This window comes from Mycolicibacterium chengduense, from assembly GCF_033741155.1.
Lineage (GTDB): Bacteria > Actinomycetota > Actinomycetes > Mycobacteriales > Mycobacteriaceae > Mycobacterium.
Map to the genome: position 1 here is coordinate 536,470 of NZ_JAWQNH010000004.1, position 15,913 is coordinate 552,382.

Below are 15,913 nucleotides of genomic sequence, written 5' to 3' on the forward strand. Positions count from 1 at the left end.
GCCCGAAGCTACCCGAGTGCCTCGGGCAGGGGTTCGTCCTCACCCAGAACGTGACGGGCCAGAAAGGCCAGGATCACCTGGTACCAGATCTTGGTGTGCTGCGGCGCGGCGATCCAGTGCCCTTCGGTGGGGAAGTACAGAAACCGGTGTGGGCTGTCGCCGTCGCCGTCGGCCGGCAGCGCCGACTCGGTGAGCAGCTCGTACCACAGCCGCAATGCCTCACCGACCGGCACGCGATAGTCCTTGTCGCCGTGGATCACCAGCATCGGAGTACCGATCCGGTCGACGTGCCGGTGGGGTGAATTGAGTTGTGTCATCTGCTCGGTCATCTCGCGCGCCCACCAGTACGCGCCGTCGGTGGTATGCCCGAACTGGTCGAGTGCCCACAGGCTGGCATGCGTGACAATCGCATCGAACCGGTCGGTGTGTCCGGCGATCCAATTGGCCATGTATCCGCCGAAGGATCCGCCCATGGCGGCTGTCCGTCCGGCGTCCACCCGCGGGTGTGCGCAGGCCGCGTCGGTGGCCGCCATCAGATCCGCGTAGGGCGCCGCGCCCCAGGCGCCCCAGCCGCGCTGGATGAAGTCCTGTCCGTATCCGGTGGACAACGCCGGGTCCGGTAGCAGCACGGCGTAGCCCGCAGCCGCCAGCAACCACGGATTCCACCGCCAGTGCCAGGCGTTCCAGCTGGCCAGTGGGCCGCCGTGCACCCACAACAGCAGCGGCGCCGGTTCGGTGGTTTCCGGCAGCACCAGCCAGGACCGGACGCGTATCCCATCGGCTGTTGTTGCGGTGACTTCGTCCAATTCGCCTGGCAGCTGCGGGATGTCGACACAGGGCAACACGACCACCTGCCCGTCGGCGTCGATGCGCACCGGATGCGGCGGTGCGGCGTACGAATGGCGCAGCGCGTAGACGACTCCGCCGGATGTGCTGTGGACGTCGGTGTAGCTGTAGTCGTCCTCGGTCAGCCTGGTGACGGCGCCCCCGTCCGGGTCAACCGCGAAGATGGGGCATCTGCCGTTGTCGTCAGCGGTGACGACGAGGCCCGTCCCGTCGGCTGTCCAGCCGACCGAGACGGGCCAGCGATCCCAGTCCCGGCTCACCTCTGTCCACGGCTCGCCGAATGTCATCACGCACAACGTGATTCGGGGCGCGCTATCCGGGGTGGACACCGTCTCACGCAGGAACGCCAGCCGCCGGCCGTCGGGTGAGAGGGCGGGATGACCCAGATCGGCCTCCGGATCCTCGGCGACCACCTGCCGCGCCCCGGTGGCGGTGTCGACGCGCATCAGCGAAACGCGAATCGAGGCGCCCGGCCCGGGAGCATGCCAGGACGACACCACGAAGGTGCCGTCGGGGCTGACGGCGACGCCGGCCTCGCGCAGCGCCGCACCGGGCGACGGGGTGAGGTTACGAGAGTCGGCCGCATCGAGCAGGTGCGGGTGATCGGGTCCGAGGTCGTGGTCCCAATACCGCACCGGATACCTGCTGTGCAGGATGGCCGAGACCTGGTTGTCCTTGCGTATCTTGCGCAGGCGCGCATCGTCAGCCACGGTGACCGCCGAGGGCAGCAGCGGCGCCGTCACGATGACCCGGTCGGCCGCGGCTGCGGTGTAAACGGCACCGATCCCTCCGGGCAGGGTCAGCAGCTCGACGGCCTCGCCGCCGGATGCCGGCAACCGCCACAGCGCCGCCGGAGGCTTGTCGTCGCCGGGCGTAGGGCGCACCGCGATGAACAGCAGGTCGCCACCGGCGGTGAAGGCCGGCGCCGTTTCCCCTTTGGCTCCGCGCGTCAGCCGCCGCGCGGCACGCTGTCCGGCCGGATCCAGCTCCCATATCGCCGTGACGAATTCGGTGTGGTCGTCGTTGATCTCGGCGATGGTGGTGACCAGCCGGGAGCCGTCGGGTGAGACGGCCAGCCCGGCCACCCTCGGCAGTTCCAAGAAGCGGTCGAGGTCACCGAAGGCGTGGCGAGTCGTCATCCCGCCACGCTAACCGGTTCAGACGACGTCGGTGATCTGCCCGGCGCTGTCGGCGCGCACCTGCTTGGTGCTTCGGTCGCCTGCGACGTTGATGAGGATGCGCAGGTTGTCGTCGAACGGCAGGTTGCGGTCGACGACCACCGACTGCACCTTCCCGTCGGCGATTCCGCTGGCGGCCACGGCGCCGTCGACCGCGGCGATGATCGCCGTGGCCGGCACCGCGGTGATGTCAAAGAGGTTCTGCCGCAGGGCTTCTGTATCGTCGTCATAGTCCACCGGGTGCGGAGCGCCGACATGTCCTGCGGTGTAGGTCCACTGGTTCAATTCGGTGGGCGCGTGCGGATCGATGGCCTGGACCGTGACCGTCGTCGGGATCAGGCTGACCTCGACCACCTGCATGGGGTCGGCTCCCACCTCTGCGGAGATGGCCGCGAGTGCCTTGTTCACACCGTCGACGGTGAGCACACTGCCTGTCGATTCGGACAGCGCCCCGGTCCCCTGCTGGATACGCTCCACCGCCGTCGTGGCCGCGTCGGTGATCGTGCGGATGTCGGTGACCGCCGAGCAGCCGCTCAGCGCAGTGACGGTCAGGACGGCTGCGGTCAGGCCGAATCGAAGGGGTAACGCAGTCATCGATCTCTCTTCTCTGGTGGGAGCCAGCGCGGTCATGCGGTGGTTCCGCCAGCGTGGGTGAGAGACGCGGCTACCGATCCCAAACCTTTCGCGGGGACGTCAGCGCGGTTGTCCGAAGGCGGCGAGCGCGGTGCACATCTTGCGGATGTCGAAGATGCCGAGGATCGCACCGGGCCGGATGGCCTGGCAACCGGTGGCGGCCGGGGTCTGGCCGGCGGGTGCGGGAGTGGTCCAGACAGCCGGGGTGGCGCCCTTGGCGCCGCAGCTCGGCCAGGCATCGAGCCCCTGGGTGCGCAGCACGTTCTCGGCAACGCGGATCTGCTCGGCGCGGCTGGCCTGGTGCGGCGCCCCGACTCCCCCGTTGGCGGTCCAGGTGGCTTGTTTGAACTGGAGTCCGCCGGACGCCCCGTTGCCGGTGTTGATGGACCAGTTGCCGCCCGACTCACATTGGGCGATGGCGTCCCAGTTGACGCCGCTGTCGGCGCTGGCCGTCGCCGCCAGGGTCAGCGGCGCAACGGCGAAGGCACCGGCCGCGGCCACAACCCACAGCATGCGGGTGAGAGTCTTCTGCAGAGCAACGCCGATGTTCTTCATTGCGGTCCTTCCCCGACCGGTGACACAAGTTCCGCATGTGTTTGATGGTGCTTTCTGGCACTGCGGTTACCCGTGTTTCGAGTGAGGGAAATCGTGTGTTACTGACGATGCCGAAGTTTTAGGGGTTTCTTATGTGGCCCCTGGATATTGGCGTTATTCGTGAGAAAACAATGGCGCCGAAGTCGAAACCCGGCGCCATTGTGACGTGTTTGATATAGGACGCGCGTCAGCCCCGACGGCCGCACACCGGCCAGGCGCCGATGCCCTGCGAGCGAAGCACGTTGTTGGCGACGCGGATCTGCTCCTCCCGGCTGGCCTGGTGGGGCGAACCGTTGCCCCCGTTGGCCCGCCAGGTGCCCAAGGTGAACTGCAGACCCCCGTAGTAGCCATTGCCGGTGTTGATGGCCCAGTTGCCGCCCGATTCACAGGCCGCGACGGCATCCCAGTTCACACCGTTGTCCGCATTGGCGGTACCCGCCCCCAGGGCCACAGGCGCAACTGCGAGCGCCCCGGCGATGGCGGCCATACCGAACGTCGTGCGGATGTTCTTCAACTTCGATCCTCTCGCCAAGCGCGCGCCAAAAGAACACCCGCACTCGCGCGGGCGTGAAATGCCTGGATCACCCAGGCGGGAAATTGGGCCGTGCCTTCTCGGTCGGGCACGACAGCGGGAGGCATGACGATCGCCTCGCCGGGGAAATCGGCCCCGGCCGCTCCCACGGTCCTCGCCGCAGAAGCCCCGCACACACGCAGGTTTTGATGTGAAATTATTTGCTCCGGTCAGGGAGTCGACAAAAACGTACAAAACCGTCCCGGCGAAGTCACATCACATCTAGAACGTGTCACGAGAAGATCACGAGAAGATCACGACGGTCCCTATGGGTCAACTGTGCAGGTCAGCATAAAGATTGACGGCGATGCCCGAAACCGGCGTGCTCAATCATTTGGTGATTCATCTCACGACGTTTTTGTGAGCTGGACCACCCTTGCTCAACCACCCTCCCTCACGTCCGCCACTGGAGCCGACTCGGGAACGCTGACCTGCGGTTTTACCCTCGCACGGTTCGCTGGCCGGCACGACCGCCCCCTCGATACCTCCGATCCGCGAAAACCCTTTTGCCGCAAGGTGTTCGAATGACATCGGCCGAAACGCGGAGATCAGGACGCGGCATCAGCACTACGCCCAAAAATCCTGCGCCACAGCCACTTTGGCTTGCCCCGTTGACAAAACCGAACCACCGAAAGGTCGATCCACCACCCCATCCGACGAGGGCGGACGAGGCGTCCACACCAGCAAGAAGTTAGGACAGCTTACCGCCTTGTCTCACTGAGCCTTTCGGCGCACAACCCGAACCGCACCGCAGGATCGAACGGTTGATGCCGTTGTCAGGCAACAGTTTTCGACCTGCCAGAGGCCGCATCCCCATCGACCGCACTGTTCCGCGGCGGATGACAAATAAATAGTGCGTTCCGTTATCGGTCGGAGATAAAAGCCAATAACGACATACCGGCCTGAATTCGAGCCAGAAGCCGCCAGAATTGACAATTTGCTATGGCACCGGAGGGCAATTCACCGCGGTCAGGGGAGGTCCGCCGCGGTGTTGACGTTGGCCAGCGCACGTTGCTCGTCCAGCACGACGCGGTGCGTATCGACCCCGACGGTGCCGTCGACCAGGGCGCGCATGCTGCGCTCACCGGCCTCGACCAGCTGCGCCGCAGTACCGGCCAGCCGGGTCCGATACACACCGGCCAGGTAGTGATCGCGGCCATCCCAGGGCAAGACCACATCGGCCACCGACGGCTCGGCGACCAGGATGTCGATCAACTCGGCCGACAGGTAGGGCATGTCGACGGCACACACGAAAGCCCGCTGCGCTCCGGCTTCGGCGGCGGCCCGCAGACCTCGCGCGGTAGCCAGCAAGGGGCCGACACCGCGCGCCTCGTCACGCAGAATCTCGGCAGGGAGTTCGGGAAGGGCCTGACCGGGGGCGGCGATCACGAACACGGGCGCACACCGCTCAGACACCGCCGCGACGACGCGTTCCACAAAGGTCTGCCCGTCGAGTACCAGCATCGCCTTGTCCCGACCCATGCGGCGGGATGCCCCGCCTGCCAACACAACTGCTGCCAGTGGCGGAGATGACGTCACCTAGATGACGTTAGCGTGACTAGTCGACGGACCAGGTGTCTTTACCGCGAAGCAATGCCTGCAGGGCGGCGGTGTCGCCCGGCTTGGCGGCGCGTGCGTCGGCAACCTGCTGCCGGGCCGCGTCGTCGTAGGTCGGCTTGCTCACCTGGCGGAAAATGCCGGTGACCATGTGCTCGAGGTTCTGCTCGGACAGCCGCGACAGCGCGAACGCGTACGCCGGGTCGTCGAGCGTGGCGTTGTGCACCACGATCTGGTCGGCATCCACATCGGCGGTCTTGGCGACCTCCAGGCCGTACCCCGACTTCACCACGCAGTACTGGGCATCGGCACCGAACGTGATCGGCTCACCGTGATGTAGATTGATCAGCCGGTCCTCGGAGCCCTCCTTGCGCAGCACGTCGAAGGATCCGTCGTTGAAGATCGGGCAGTCCTGCATGATCTCGACCAACGCGGCACCGCGGTGGCTGGCCGCGGCGCGCAGCACCTCGGTCAGGCCGGCACGATCGGAGTCCAGCGCCCGCCCGACGAAGGTTGCCTCGGCGCCCAGCGCCAACGACACCGGATTGAACGGGTAGTCCAGCGAGCCCATCGGGGTGGACTTGGTGATCTTGCCGACCTCGGAGGTCGGCGAGTACTGCCCCTTGGTCAAGCCGTAGATCCGGTTGTTGAACAGCAGGATCGTGATGTTGATATTGCGGCGCAGCGCGTGGATCAGGTGGTTGCCGCCGATCGACAGCGAGTCACCGTCGCCGGTCACCACCCACACCGACAGGTCCGGACGGGCCAGCGCGAGCCCGGTGGCAATCGTCGGGGCGCGACCGTGAATCGAGTGGAAACCGTAGGTCTCCAGGTAATACGGGAACCGGCTTGAGCAGCCGATGCCACTGATGAACGCGATGTTCTCGCGCCGCAGACCGAGCTCGGGCAGGAAATTGCGGATGGTGTTGAGGATGACGTAGTCACCGCACCCGGGGCACCAGCGCACCTCCTGGTCGCTGGTGAAGTCCTTGCCCTTCTGCGGCTGATCCGTCGTCGGAACCAGGGCCGTCTTGGTGAGGGCTTCGGTCAGGCCCAGGTCGGCGCCAATCAGGTCGGTCATGCTCCTGCTCCTGCTCCCACAGATTCCACGGTGGCCGCGGCCAACCGGGCGAACTTCGCCTTGTCAGTTTCCTTCTGCCGCAGCGTGCCGTCCAGCGCCGCGCCGATGATGCCCTCGACTTCGTCGGCCAGGAACGCCATGCCTTCGACCTTGGTCACCGATTGCACGTCGACCAGGAACCGGCCGCGCAGCAGCAAGGCCAGCTGGCCCAGATTCATCTCGGGAACGACGACCTTCGGGTACCGCCGCAGCACCTGTTCGAGGTTGGCCGGGAACGGATTCAGGTAGCGCAGCTGAGCGTGCGCCACCTTGACGCCGTTGCGTCGCGCCCGCCGGCAGGCCTCACCGATCGGCCCGTAGCTGCTACCCCAGCCCAGCATCAGCAATTCGGCGTCGCCGGTCGGATCGTCGACCTCGAGGTCGGGAACCGCGATGCCGTCGATCTTGGCCTGCCGCAACCGGACCATGAGGTCGTGGTTCTTGGGCTCGTACGAGATGGCCCCGGAGCCGTTGGCCGACTCCAGGCCGCCGATGCGGTGCTCAAGACCGGGAGTGCCGGGGATGGCGAACTGCCGGGCCAATGTCTCCGGGTCACGGGCGTAGGGCTGGAACGGCTGCCCGGCCTCGGCGAAGGTGTGTTTGATCGGCGGGTAGCTCGCGATATCGGGGATACGCCACGGCTCCGAGCCGTTGGCGATCGCGCCGTCGGACAGGATGATGACCGGCGTGTGGTAGTGCACCGCGATCCTGGCGGCCTCCACGGCGATGTCGAAGCAGTCCGACGGGGTGGCCGGTGCCAGCACCGCCAGGGGTGATTCGCCATTGCGCCCGAAGAGAGCCTGCAGCAGGTCGGCCTGTTCGGTCTTGGTGGGCAGGCCGGTGGACGGCCCGCCGCGCTGCACGTCGATCACGATCAGCGGCAGCTCGGTCATCACCGCCAGGCCCATGGCCTCGGATTTCAGCGATACACCAGGGCCCGACGTGCTGGTGACGCCGAGCGCGCCGCCGTAGGACGCGCCGATGGCCGCACCGATACCGGCGATCTCGTCCTCGGCCTGGAAGGTCAGCACATTGAAGTTCTTGTGCTTGGACAGCTCGTGCAGGATGTCCGACGCCGGAGTGATCGGGTAGGTGCCGAGCACCACCTGGAGATCGCTGAGGTGACCGGCGGCCACGATGCCGTAGGCCAGCGCGGTATTGCCGGAAATCTGGCGGTACTCGCCGGTCTTGAGTTTGGCCGGGGACACCTCGTAGGTAGTCCCGAACGCCTCCGTGGTCTCGCCGTAGTTCCAGCCCGCCTTGAGCGCCAGCACATTGGCCTCGGCGACATCGGGCTTGCGGGCGAACTTCTCCCGGATGAAGGTTTCGCTGTGGGCCAGCTCGCGGCCGTACATCCAGGACAGCAGGCCGAGGGCGAACATGTTCTTGGCGCGTTGGCCATCTTTCTTGGAGGCGCCGATGGCCTCGACCGCGCCCAAGGTGAGGGTCGTCATCGCCACCGGGGTGACGACGTAGTCGGACAGCTCGTCGGTCTCCAGCGGGTTCGCCTCGTACCCAACCTTGGCCAGGTTCCGCTTGGTGAACTCGTCGGAGTTGGCAATGATCAGGCCACCCCGCGGCAGATCGCCGACATTGGCCTTCAACGCGGCGGGGTTCATCGCCACCAGCACATCGGGACGGTCGCCTGCGGTCAGGATGTCGTAGTCCGCGATCTGGATCTGGAACGACGAGACACCGGGCAGGGTGCCCTGGGGGGCGCGGATCTCCGCGGGGTAATTCGGCTGGGTGGCAAGGTCATTGCCGAACAGCGCCGCTTCCGAGGTGAACCTGTCACCGGTGAGTTGCATGCCGTCGCCGGAGTCGCCCGCAAAGCGGATAACGACCTTTTCCAGCTTCTGCCGCGGGGCGGCCCCATTGCCGTTCTGGCCCACGACTCCCTGCCTTTCACGCCCCATCAACTCTGGCTGCTTCGAGGAGAGGCCTTGCGTCGAAGATTTTTGGTGTCACTACCGGTAACCATTATTGCACTTCTCTTAAGGTGTCTTTGCCAGCACGAACGGACGACACGCGGGTAACTGAACGAAAAACATCCAGCTCACGGACGTGGGGAACGGCACCAATCCCAATATTTGTGGCGTTCATCACGTCGATGAGAATGTCATTTCTAAGAAGCTAGCTACCAGCCAGTAGCCGAGCGCCTCCGAGTCGTGATCAAAGTTGACACCCGTCAACTTTAGCAGGCGTGGATCGGCATCACAGCCGGTCCGCCGACCCCACCTCGACGCGCTTCTGCAACTCCCTGGCCACGAGTTCGCTGGCGAGTTCGGCGGCCCGGTGCGGGTCCGCGCCATCGGCCCGATTGGCCACGTAACAGGCGGTGAACATGTCACCGGCACCGGTGGTCTGTACGCCCAACACCCGCCACGCCGCGGGAACCCGGACCACGGCGCCGTCCTTGTAGATGTCGCACCCCTCCGAGCCGTAGGTGACCACGATTTCCGGCACTCCCAGCCACTCGGCGGTCGAGGCATCGAAATCACCGTCGGCGACGATGACCGCCTCGTCCTCGGCGAGCTTGAGGATGTCGAGGTGGCGGAGAAGATCGGGCGAGAAGTTGCGATCCAGCGTCAGCGGGCCGAGCCGGTCGGCTCGGACCAGACCCTGGCCGTCGTAGGCGATGCGGTGCCCACGCGCGGCCAGATGGGCCAACGTGCCGGCCGGGAAGTCGGTGCGCAGCAGCGGGGCGAGGTGGATCCACGTGGTGCGTGGGTCGTCGGTGTCGATATCGGCGGGCGTCCACACCGGGCCGATCGCGTCGACCGACATCCGGCGGTGGTCGGTGTCGTCGTAGTCGAGGCGGAAACCGCTGGTGCGGTCCGACGGCAGGAACCGCACGATATCGCCGAACCGGTCCAGGACCTCGTCGAACAACTCGTGGTCGTCCGGGGCGCCCATCGCCACGATGTGACCGAGCACCTCGACGGCTTCCAGCGCCACCCCGGCGAAGGAGGCGCAGCCGCCGGGGCTGGGCTGGGCCCCGTCGATGATGTCGATCGCCAGGTTGCCCAGCACGGTCACGCCGGGGACCAACTCTGGCGTCATCGAACGGTTCTCCTTATGTCTTTACTTTCTCGCGGAATCGTAGTCGCGATGGCCGCGGAATCAGATTCCGCGGCCGACTGGGCACCCGAGCGGGCCCTGAGCAGGCCACTTAGGCCGGCACGTTGTACGGCGTGACGACCTGGATGGGCGTCGGGCGGACAGGCTCGGCCGGCAGGGCGCCGTGCTGGGCCAGGATCACCCGCATCGCCAGGCGCGCATCCGCGCGCAGGTCGTTGTGCAGCACCACCGAGATCCGCCCGTCCCGCAGCAGCCGCCGATTGTCGACGTCCAGATCGTGGCCGATGAACACCTTGCATCGACGCCCCAAGGTGTCGAAGGCCGCGACCGTCGCGGTATTGCCGCCGCCGGGTGAGTACACCGCCTCGATCCCGGGATGCCGCTCCAGCGCGTCGAGCACCAATCTCTCGTTGGCGGCGTCGATGCCGTCGCTGTCGCTGACCTCGATGATCTCCCTGCCGGTGCCCCGCAGTCCGGATCGGAACCCCACCTCGCGCTCTCCTTCGCCACGAAAAACGGTCCGGCTGAGCGTGATCAACACGCCCGAGGGGGAGGATCCGAGCCATTGATTCATGAGATAGGCCGCCGTGACACCGGCGCCGTGATTATCGATGCCGACGTACGCACAGCGGGCGCTGGTGGGGATATCGGTCGTATACGTCACCACCGGGACCCCCGCGGCCACCAGGCGATCGACCGCTTCGGCCACCGCGGGCTCATCCTGGGCCTTGAGCACGACCCCGTGGCTGCCCTTGATTCGGCCGAGTTCCTCGACCATCTGGTCGGAGGAACCGGACTCCCACAGATGGAAGCGGGCGCGCAGCATCGCCGGGGCGAAGGCAGGCAGTTCGGCCTCGATGGCCGCCCGGAACGCGTCGGAGAACCGCCGTGGCGTCTGCATCACCACGTCGACGAGGAAGCGACGGCCGTTGAGCCGCAATTGAGCCCGCTGCTTGTCCAGGTCGGCGATGGCCTGCAACACCTCGGACCGGGTGTTCTGCCGCACCCCGGGCCGGCCGTTGAGCACTCGGTCCACCGTCGCTTCGCTCAGCCCGCACTGCTGCGCGATCTCACGAACCTTGTACCGGTGCATCACGACCTTTGGATGATGGTTTTTTGATGGTTTTTCGCCGTTGATTATGACACAGCGCACAGCAAGACTGGCGGCTATGGTCGCGCCACTCACCAGATCCACCTGGGTCACCGAATCCGACTGCTCGCTGGCGGATTTCCGGGCCCAGGTGCTGCGCGACACCGACCCGGCCGACTACCCACATGCCATCGAGGTGCGGCATAACGTCCCGGTGTATTCGGCCGACGCCATCGCCGGCGCCGATCGCCGCGGGCTGCAGACCGAGCTGATCCGCGCGCTGAGCGACGGCCCCGGTGTGGTGGTGTTCGAGGGTGCCTTCGGCCACGACGCGGTGGACCGCGCGAGCGCCGCGTTCGAGCACCTGATCGCCGGCCAGCGAGCGGCCGGCGGTGCCGCAGGTGACCACTTCGGCAAGGCCGGCGCCAACGACCGCATCTGGAACGCCGCGCAGAAGCTCGCACTGCTCGCCCCCGACGTATTCGCGCAGTACTACGCCGCCGACACCCTCGCGCTGGTGGCACAGGCTTGGCTGGGGCCGCGCTACCAGGTCACCTCGCAGGTCAACGTCGTCAATCCCGGTGGCAGCGCGCAGGTTCCGCATCGCGACTACCACCTCGGCTTCGTCGACACCCAACACCTGGCCGACTACCCGGCGCACCTGCACCGGCTGTCCCCCGCACTGACGCTGCAGGGTGCGGTCGCCCACTGCGATATGCCGGTGGCCAGTGGGCCGACCATGCTGCTACCCCATTCCCAGCGCTTCGAAGCCGGGTATATCGCCTTCTACCGACCCGAGTTCATCGAATTCTTCGCCGCGCACCACGTCCAGCTGCCGCTGCGCAAGGGGGACGCGGTGTTCTTCAATCCGGCCCTGTATCACGGTGCGGGTCAAAATGTTTCGCAAGACATCATTCGGATGGCGAACCTGCTGCAGATCTCCTCACCGTTCGGCCGCGCCATGGAATCGCTGGACCGCACCGCCATGGTGCGCGCGGTGTACCCGGCGCTTCTGGCCATGAAGCGGGCGGGGCGTCCGGTGCGGGACCTGAGCAATGTGGTCAACGCCACCGCCGAGGGTTACGCCTTTCCCACCAACCTGGACAGCGACCAGCCCATCGGCAGCCTGGCGCCCCTGAGCCAGGTCGACATCGTGCTGGCCGCACTGGCCGACGAGCTGAGCTCCCACGAGCTCGACACCATTCTCACCCAACAGCAAGAACGGAGAACTCCATGACCACCCTCGGCGTTATCGGGCTGGGGCGCATAGGCGCGTTCCACACCGAAACCCTTTCGCATCTCGACGGTTTGGATGGTCTGGTGATCACCGACGAGCGGACCGATGTGGCGGCCACCGTCGCCGCCAAGCACGGCGCCAAGGCCGTCGACACCGTTGAGGAGCTGCTGGCCTCCGGTGTCGACGGTGTGGTGGTGGCCGCCGCGACCCCGGCGCACGCCGAGTTGACGCTGGCCGCGGTGGAACGGGGTATCCCGACCTTCTGCGAGAAGCCGATCGCCTCGACCGCCGCCGAGAGCGCTCGGGTGGCCGAAGCCATCGCCCGCGCCGGGGTGCCGGTACAGGTGGGTTATCAGCGCCGGTTCGACGCGGCCTTCGCCGCGGCCAAACGGGCCGTCGACGACGGATCGCTCGGCCGCATCCACACGGTACGCAGCACCACCATGGATCCGGCTCCCCCACCGATGGACTACATCAAGGGCTCCGGCGGGATCTTCCGGGATTGCGCCGTACACGATTTCGACGTCATCCGCTGGATCACCGGCCAGAACCCGGTCGAGGTATACGCCACGGGATCGGTCCAGGGTGATCCGCTGTTCACCGAGTACGGCGACGTGGACACCGCCGCGGTGGTGGTGCGCTTCGACGGCGGGGCGCTGGGCGTGGTGTCCAACGCCCGCTACAACGCCCGCGGGTACGACTGCCGCCTGGAGGTGCACGGCTTCGACGACAGTGTGGCCGCCGGCTGGGATCAGGGCGCCCCACTGCGAAACATGGACCCCGACAACTCGGGTCCGTCCGGCTTCCCGACCGGACCTACGCACCACTTCTTCATGGACCGGTTCACCGAGGCCTTCCGCACCGAACTGGCCGCTTTCCTCGCGGTGGTCAAGGGCGCGCCGGTCGCGGGCGCCACGGTCGAAGACGCCGTGGAGGTGGCGTGGCTGGCCGAGGCCGCCGCCGAGTCGCTGCGCCGGGGTACCCCGGTGCGCCTCGATGAGGTTCGCAAGGCATGAGCACGACGATCAAGATCGCCGGAGCGCCGATCTCATGGGGCGTCTGTGAGGTACCCGGTTGGGGATATCAACTCGACCCCGAGCGCGTGCTGACCGAGATGCGCGACACCGGACTGACCGCCACCGAACTCGGACCGGAGGGCTTCCTGCCGACCGACACCGCCGAACTTCAGTCGGTGCTGGCGCGGCACGGGCTGGCCTGTGTCGGTGGATTCGTCCCCGTCGTCCTGCACGATGCCGATCACGATCCCGCCGAAGACCTTGCCGGCCCGCTGGATTCACTGGTGGCCGCCGGCGCCGGGGTGGTGGTGCTGGCCGCGGCCACCGGATCCGACGGATACGACTCGCGGCCGGTACTGGACGACGCGCAGTGGTCGTTGCTGCTGTCCAATCTCGACCGGTTGGCCGGAATCGTCTCGGCGCGCGGGTTGCTGGCGGTGTTGCACCCGCATGTGGGCACCATGGTCGAGACCCGTGCGGACGTCGACCGCGTGCTGGCGGGCTCGACGATCCCGCTGTGCCTGGACACCGGGCATCTGCTGATCGGCGGCACCGATCCACTGGAGCTGGCCAAGGCCGTCCCCGGCCGGATCGCACACACGCATCTCAAGGATGTCGACGCGGCGCTGGCCGCCAAGGTGCAGTCCGGCGAGCTCAGCTACACCGAAGCCGTCAAGGCGGGCATGTACACGCCCTTGGGCACCGGGGACGTCGATATTGCGGGCATCGTGTCGGTGTTGCGGGACAACGGTTTCGACGGCTGGTTCGTGATGGAGCAGGACACCATCCTGGACGGTGTGCCCGCCGGTGACGGACCGGTCGCCGACGTGCGGGCCAGTGTCGCGTTCCTGAACAGCGTCACCGCGTGAAGATCGGCGTTCTGGGTGCTTCCCGGATCGCCGAGCTCGCGATCGTCGGGCCCGCGGCCGAACTCGGTCACCGGCTGGTGGCCGTGGCGGCCCGGGACCGCGGTCGCGCCGAGGCCTTCGCCGGCACGTACGGCGTGGAAAGGGTTCTCGACTCTTACCAGGACGTGATCGACGACGCACACGTCGACATGATCTACAACCCGCTGGCCAACGCGCTGCACGCGCGATGGAACCTGGCCGCCATCGCGGCGGGCAAGCCGGTGCTCAGCGAAAAGCCGTTCGCCCGTAATCAGGCCGAGGCACGGCGCGTCGCCGACGCGGCACAAGCCACCGGCGTTCCGGTACTGGAGGGTTTCCACTACGCCTTTCATCCGGTGACACAGACCGCGTTCGCTCTGGCCGCCGACGGCACGCTCGGCGAGATCCGCTCCGTGGAGGTTCGGATGGCGATGCCGGCACCCGGCCCGGACGACCCGCGGTGGTCCCTGGAGCTCGCCGGTGGCGCGGTCATGGATCTGGGCTGCTACGCCGTGCACATCATGCGGACGCTCGGCCGCCTCGACGTACCCGGCGTGGCGGGCGCACCGTCGGTGGTGCGCGCGCATGCCGAGCAACGCTCCCCCGGCGTGGACGCCCGCTGTGATGCCGAATTCGCATTCCCGGGTGGAGCCCGTGGGCTGTCGACCAATTCGATGGTGGCCGAAGACTATTCGTTCACACTGCGCATCACGGGCACCGAGGGTGACGCATTCGTGCACGACTTCATCCATCCCGCCGAGGACGACCGGCTCACGGTGACGACGGCAGCCGGCGCCACCGTGCAGCATCTGGGCACCCGCCCCAGCTACAGCTACCAGCTGGAGGCGTTCGCCGCGTACGTCGAGCACGGCAGGCCCTTGCCGTTCGGCACCGACGACGCGGTGGCCAATATGGCGCTGGTCGACGCGGTGTACCGGGCGGCGGGGTTGCCGGTGCGGTGACGCTCAGTACCGCACCGCGCTGGCCAGCAGCGGCGGATAGACCCCGGACGGCTGCCCATCGACGGTGGTGCCGGCGAATTGCAGGGTGGCGCGCATCGTCCCGTTCAGATCTGCCGGGTAGTTCAACGCGGGTGCGGACACCCGATCCAGGCGGTCGCCTTGTTCCGGCGTGAGCACGACGTCCAAACCGGCCAGATTGGCCTCCAAATGCGCCAGCCGACGGGCCCCGATGATCGGCACGACGGTGCCTTGCCGAGCGCGCAACCAGGCCAATGAGACTGCCGCAGCACTGGTTCCGAGTTCTTCCGCAATGGCGTCAACCGTCTCGATGACGGTGAACTCGTCGTCACTCGGGCCGCCGACGTAGGCCGAGCGGGCCGAGTCGGACACCTCACCTCCCCGCCGGTACTTACCCGAGAGGAAGCCGTTCTTCAGCGGGCTCCACGGCACCAGCTCCATGCCCTGATCCGCCGCCAGCGGTGCCAGCTCTCCCTCCACGGTGCGGGCCAGCAGCGAATACTCCACCTGCAGCGCGATCAACGGGGTCCACCCCCGCAGCACCGCCATGGTCTGGGCCTGCGCGGTGACCCAGGCCGGCGTGTTCGAGAAACCGATGTAACGGATCGTCCCGGCGCGCACCAGGTCGTCGAGGGTGCGCATGGTCTCCTCGATGGGCGTGTGCCGATCCCAGTTGTGCAGCCAGTAGACGTCGAGGTAGTCCGTCTGGAGCCGGCGCAGGGTTTCGTGCAGTTGCGCGATGATCGCCGAGCGACCCGCGCCGCCGCCGTTGGGGTCCCCCGGGTACAGATTGGCGAAGAATTTCGAGGCCAGCACCACGCGTTGCCGGCGGCCGGGGCTGCGGGCGAAGAAGTCTCCGAGGATCTTCTCGGAGTGCCCGTTGGTGTAGAAGTTCGCCGTATCGACGAAGTTGCCGCCGCGGTCCAGATACGCCGAAAGGATCTGCTCGGACTCCTCGACGCTGGTTCCGGCAGCGCCGGGATCCTCTCCGAAGGTCATCGCTCCCAGCGCGAACGGGCTGACGCGAAGACCGGACCGGCCGAGGGTGACGTAGTGGTCGAGCGGCATCGAACTGCTCCTTTGATAGGGAAATTGGACTTCTCCATTCCATCCCGAGGAGTAG

Annotated in this window: 14 protein-coding genes; 4 read left to right on the forward strand and 10 right to left on the reverse strand. The window is 66.9% G+C overall.

Annotated elements, in window-relative coordinates:
* Positions 1–8: 8 nt before the first annotated feature.
* From SBI67_RS17650 to SBI67_RS17690, 9 genes are all read right to left on the reverse strand, one after another.
* Positions 9–1,985 carry a prolyl oligopeptidase family serine peptidase gene (locus tag SBI67_RS17650; RefSeq protein ID WP_318981788.1) on the reverse strand — a complete coding sequence of 659 codons (1,977 nt, stop codon included), beginning with the start codon at positions 1,983–1,985 and terminating at the stop codon, positions 9–11.
* A gap of 18 nt (positions 1,986–2,003) precedes the next feature.
* Positions 2,004–2,618, reverse strand: a complete 615-nt coding sequence (locus SBI67_RS17655) for a hypothetical protein (RefSeq protein WP_318981789.1) — start codon at positions 2,616–2,618, stop codon at positions 2,004–2,006.
* A 99-nt stretch (positions 2,619–2,717) separates the two neighbouring features.
* Positions 2,718–3,212 carry a transglycosylase family protein gene (locus SBI67_RS17660; RefSeq protein WP_318981790.1) on the reverse strand — a complete coding sequence of 165 codons (495 nt, stop codon included), beginning with the start codon at positions 3,210–3,212 and terminating at the stop codon, positions 2,718–2,720.
* Positions 3,213–3,438: 226 nt separating this feature from the next.
* Positions 3,439–3,765 carry a transglycosylase family protein gene (locus tag SBI67_RS17665; RefSeq protein ID WP_318981791.1) on the reverse strand — a complete coding sequence of 109 codons (327 nt, stop codon included), beginning with the start codon at positions 3,763–3,765 and terminating at the stop codon, positions 3,439–3,441.
* Between the two features lie 1,026 nt (positions 3,766–4,791).
* Positions 4,792–5,361 (reverse strand): molybdenum cofactor guanylyltransferase, encoded by a 570-nt coding sequence (gene mobA, locus SBI67_RS17670; RefSeq protein WP_318981792.1) that lies wholly within the window; start codon positions 5,359–5,361, stop codon positions 4,792–4,794.
* Positions 5,362–5,380: 19 nt separating this feature from the next.
* Positions 5,381–6,460: a 2-oxoacid:ferredoxin oxidoreductase subunit beta gene (locus SBI67_RS17675; protein ID WP_318981793.1), complete on the reverse strand. Its 1,080-nt coding sequence runs from the start codon at positions 6,458–6,460 to the stop codon at positions 5,381–5,383.
* A complete protein-coding gene (locus SBI67_RS17680) occupies positions 6,457–8,391 on the reverse strand; it encodes a 2-oxoacid:acceptor oxidoreductase subunit alpha (RefSeq protein ID WP_318981794.1) in 1,935 nt (644 codons plus the stop codon). The genes SBI67_RS17675 and SBI67_RS17680 overlap by 4 nt, the downstream gene beginning before the upstream one ends.
* 322 nt (positions 8,392–8,713) lie before the next feature.
* Positions 8,714–9,562, reverse strand: a complete 849-nt coding sequence (locus SBI67_RS17685; protein ID WP_318981795.1) for a PfkB family carbohydrate kinase — start codon at positions 9,560–9,562, stop codon at positions 8,714–8,716.
* Between the two features lie 109 nt (positions 9,563–9,671).
* A complete protein-coding gene (locus tag SBI67_RS17690; RefSeq protein ID WP_318981796.1) occupies positions 9,672–10,676 on the reverse strand; it encodes a LacI family DNA-binding transcriptional regulator in 1,005 nt (334 codons plus the stop codon).
* A gap of 73 nt (positions 10,677–10,749) precedes the next feature.
* On the opposite strand from SBI67_RS17690, the gene SBI67_RS17695 reads away from it, so the two are divergent.
* The 4 genes from SBI67_RS17695 to SBI67_RS17710 are packed head-to-tail and all read left to right on the forward strand — an operon-like array spanning position 10,750 to position 14,772.
* Positions 10,750–11,907 carry a phytanoyl-CoA dioxygenase family protein gene (locus SBI67_RS17695; protein ID WP_318981797.1) on the forward strand — a complete coding sequence of 386 codons (1,158 nt, stop codon included), beginning with the start codon at positions 10,750–10,752 and terminating at the stop codon, positions 11,905–11,907.
* On the forward strand, positions 11,904–12,923 hold the full coding sequence (locus SBI67_RS17700; RefSeq protein ID WP_318981798.1) for a Gfo/Idh/MocA family protein: 1,020 nt from the start codon (positions 11,904–11,906) through the stop codon (positions 12,921–12,923). Before SBI67_RS17695 ends, SBI67_RS17700 begins: the two co-directional genes overlap by 4 nt.
* Positions 12,920–13,792: a sugar phosphate isomerase/epimerase family protein gene (locus SBI67_RS17705; protein WP_318981799.1), complete on the forward strand. Its 873-nt coding sequence runs from the start codon at positions 12,920–12,922 to the stop codon at positions 13,790–13,792. The genes SBI67_RS17700 and SBI67_RS17705 overlap by 4 nt, the downstream gene beginning before the upstream one ends.
* On the forward strand, positions 13,789–14,772 hold the full coding sequence (locus SBI67_RS17710; RefSeq protein ID WP_318981800.1) for a Gfo/Idh/MocA family protein: 984 nt from the start codon (positions 13,789–13,791) through the stop codon (positions 14,770–14,772). The genes SBI67_RS17705 and SBI67_RS17710 overlap by 4 nt, the downstream gene beginning before the upstream one ends.
* Positions 14,773–14,775: 3 nt before the next feature.
* Here SBI67_RS17710 and SBI67_RS17715 read toward each other — a convergent pair whose 3' ends face one another.
* On the reverse strand, positions 14,776–15,858 hold the full coding sequence (locus tag SBI67_RS17715; RefSeq protein WP_318981801.1) for an aldo/keto reductase: 1,083 nt from the start codon (positions 15,856–15,858) through the stop codon (positions 14,776–14,778).
* Between the last annotated feature and the right edge of the window lie 55 nt (positions 15,859–15,913).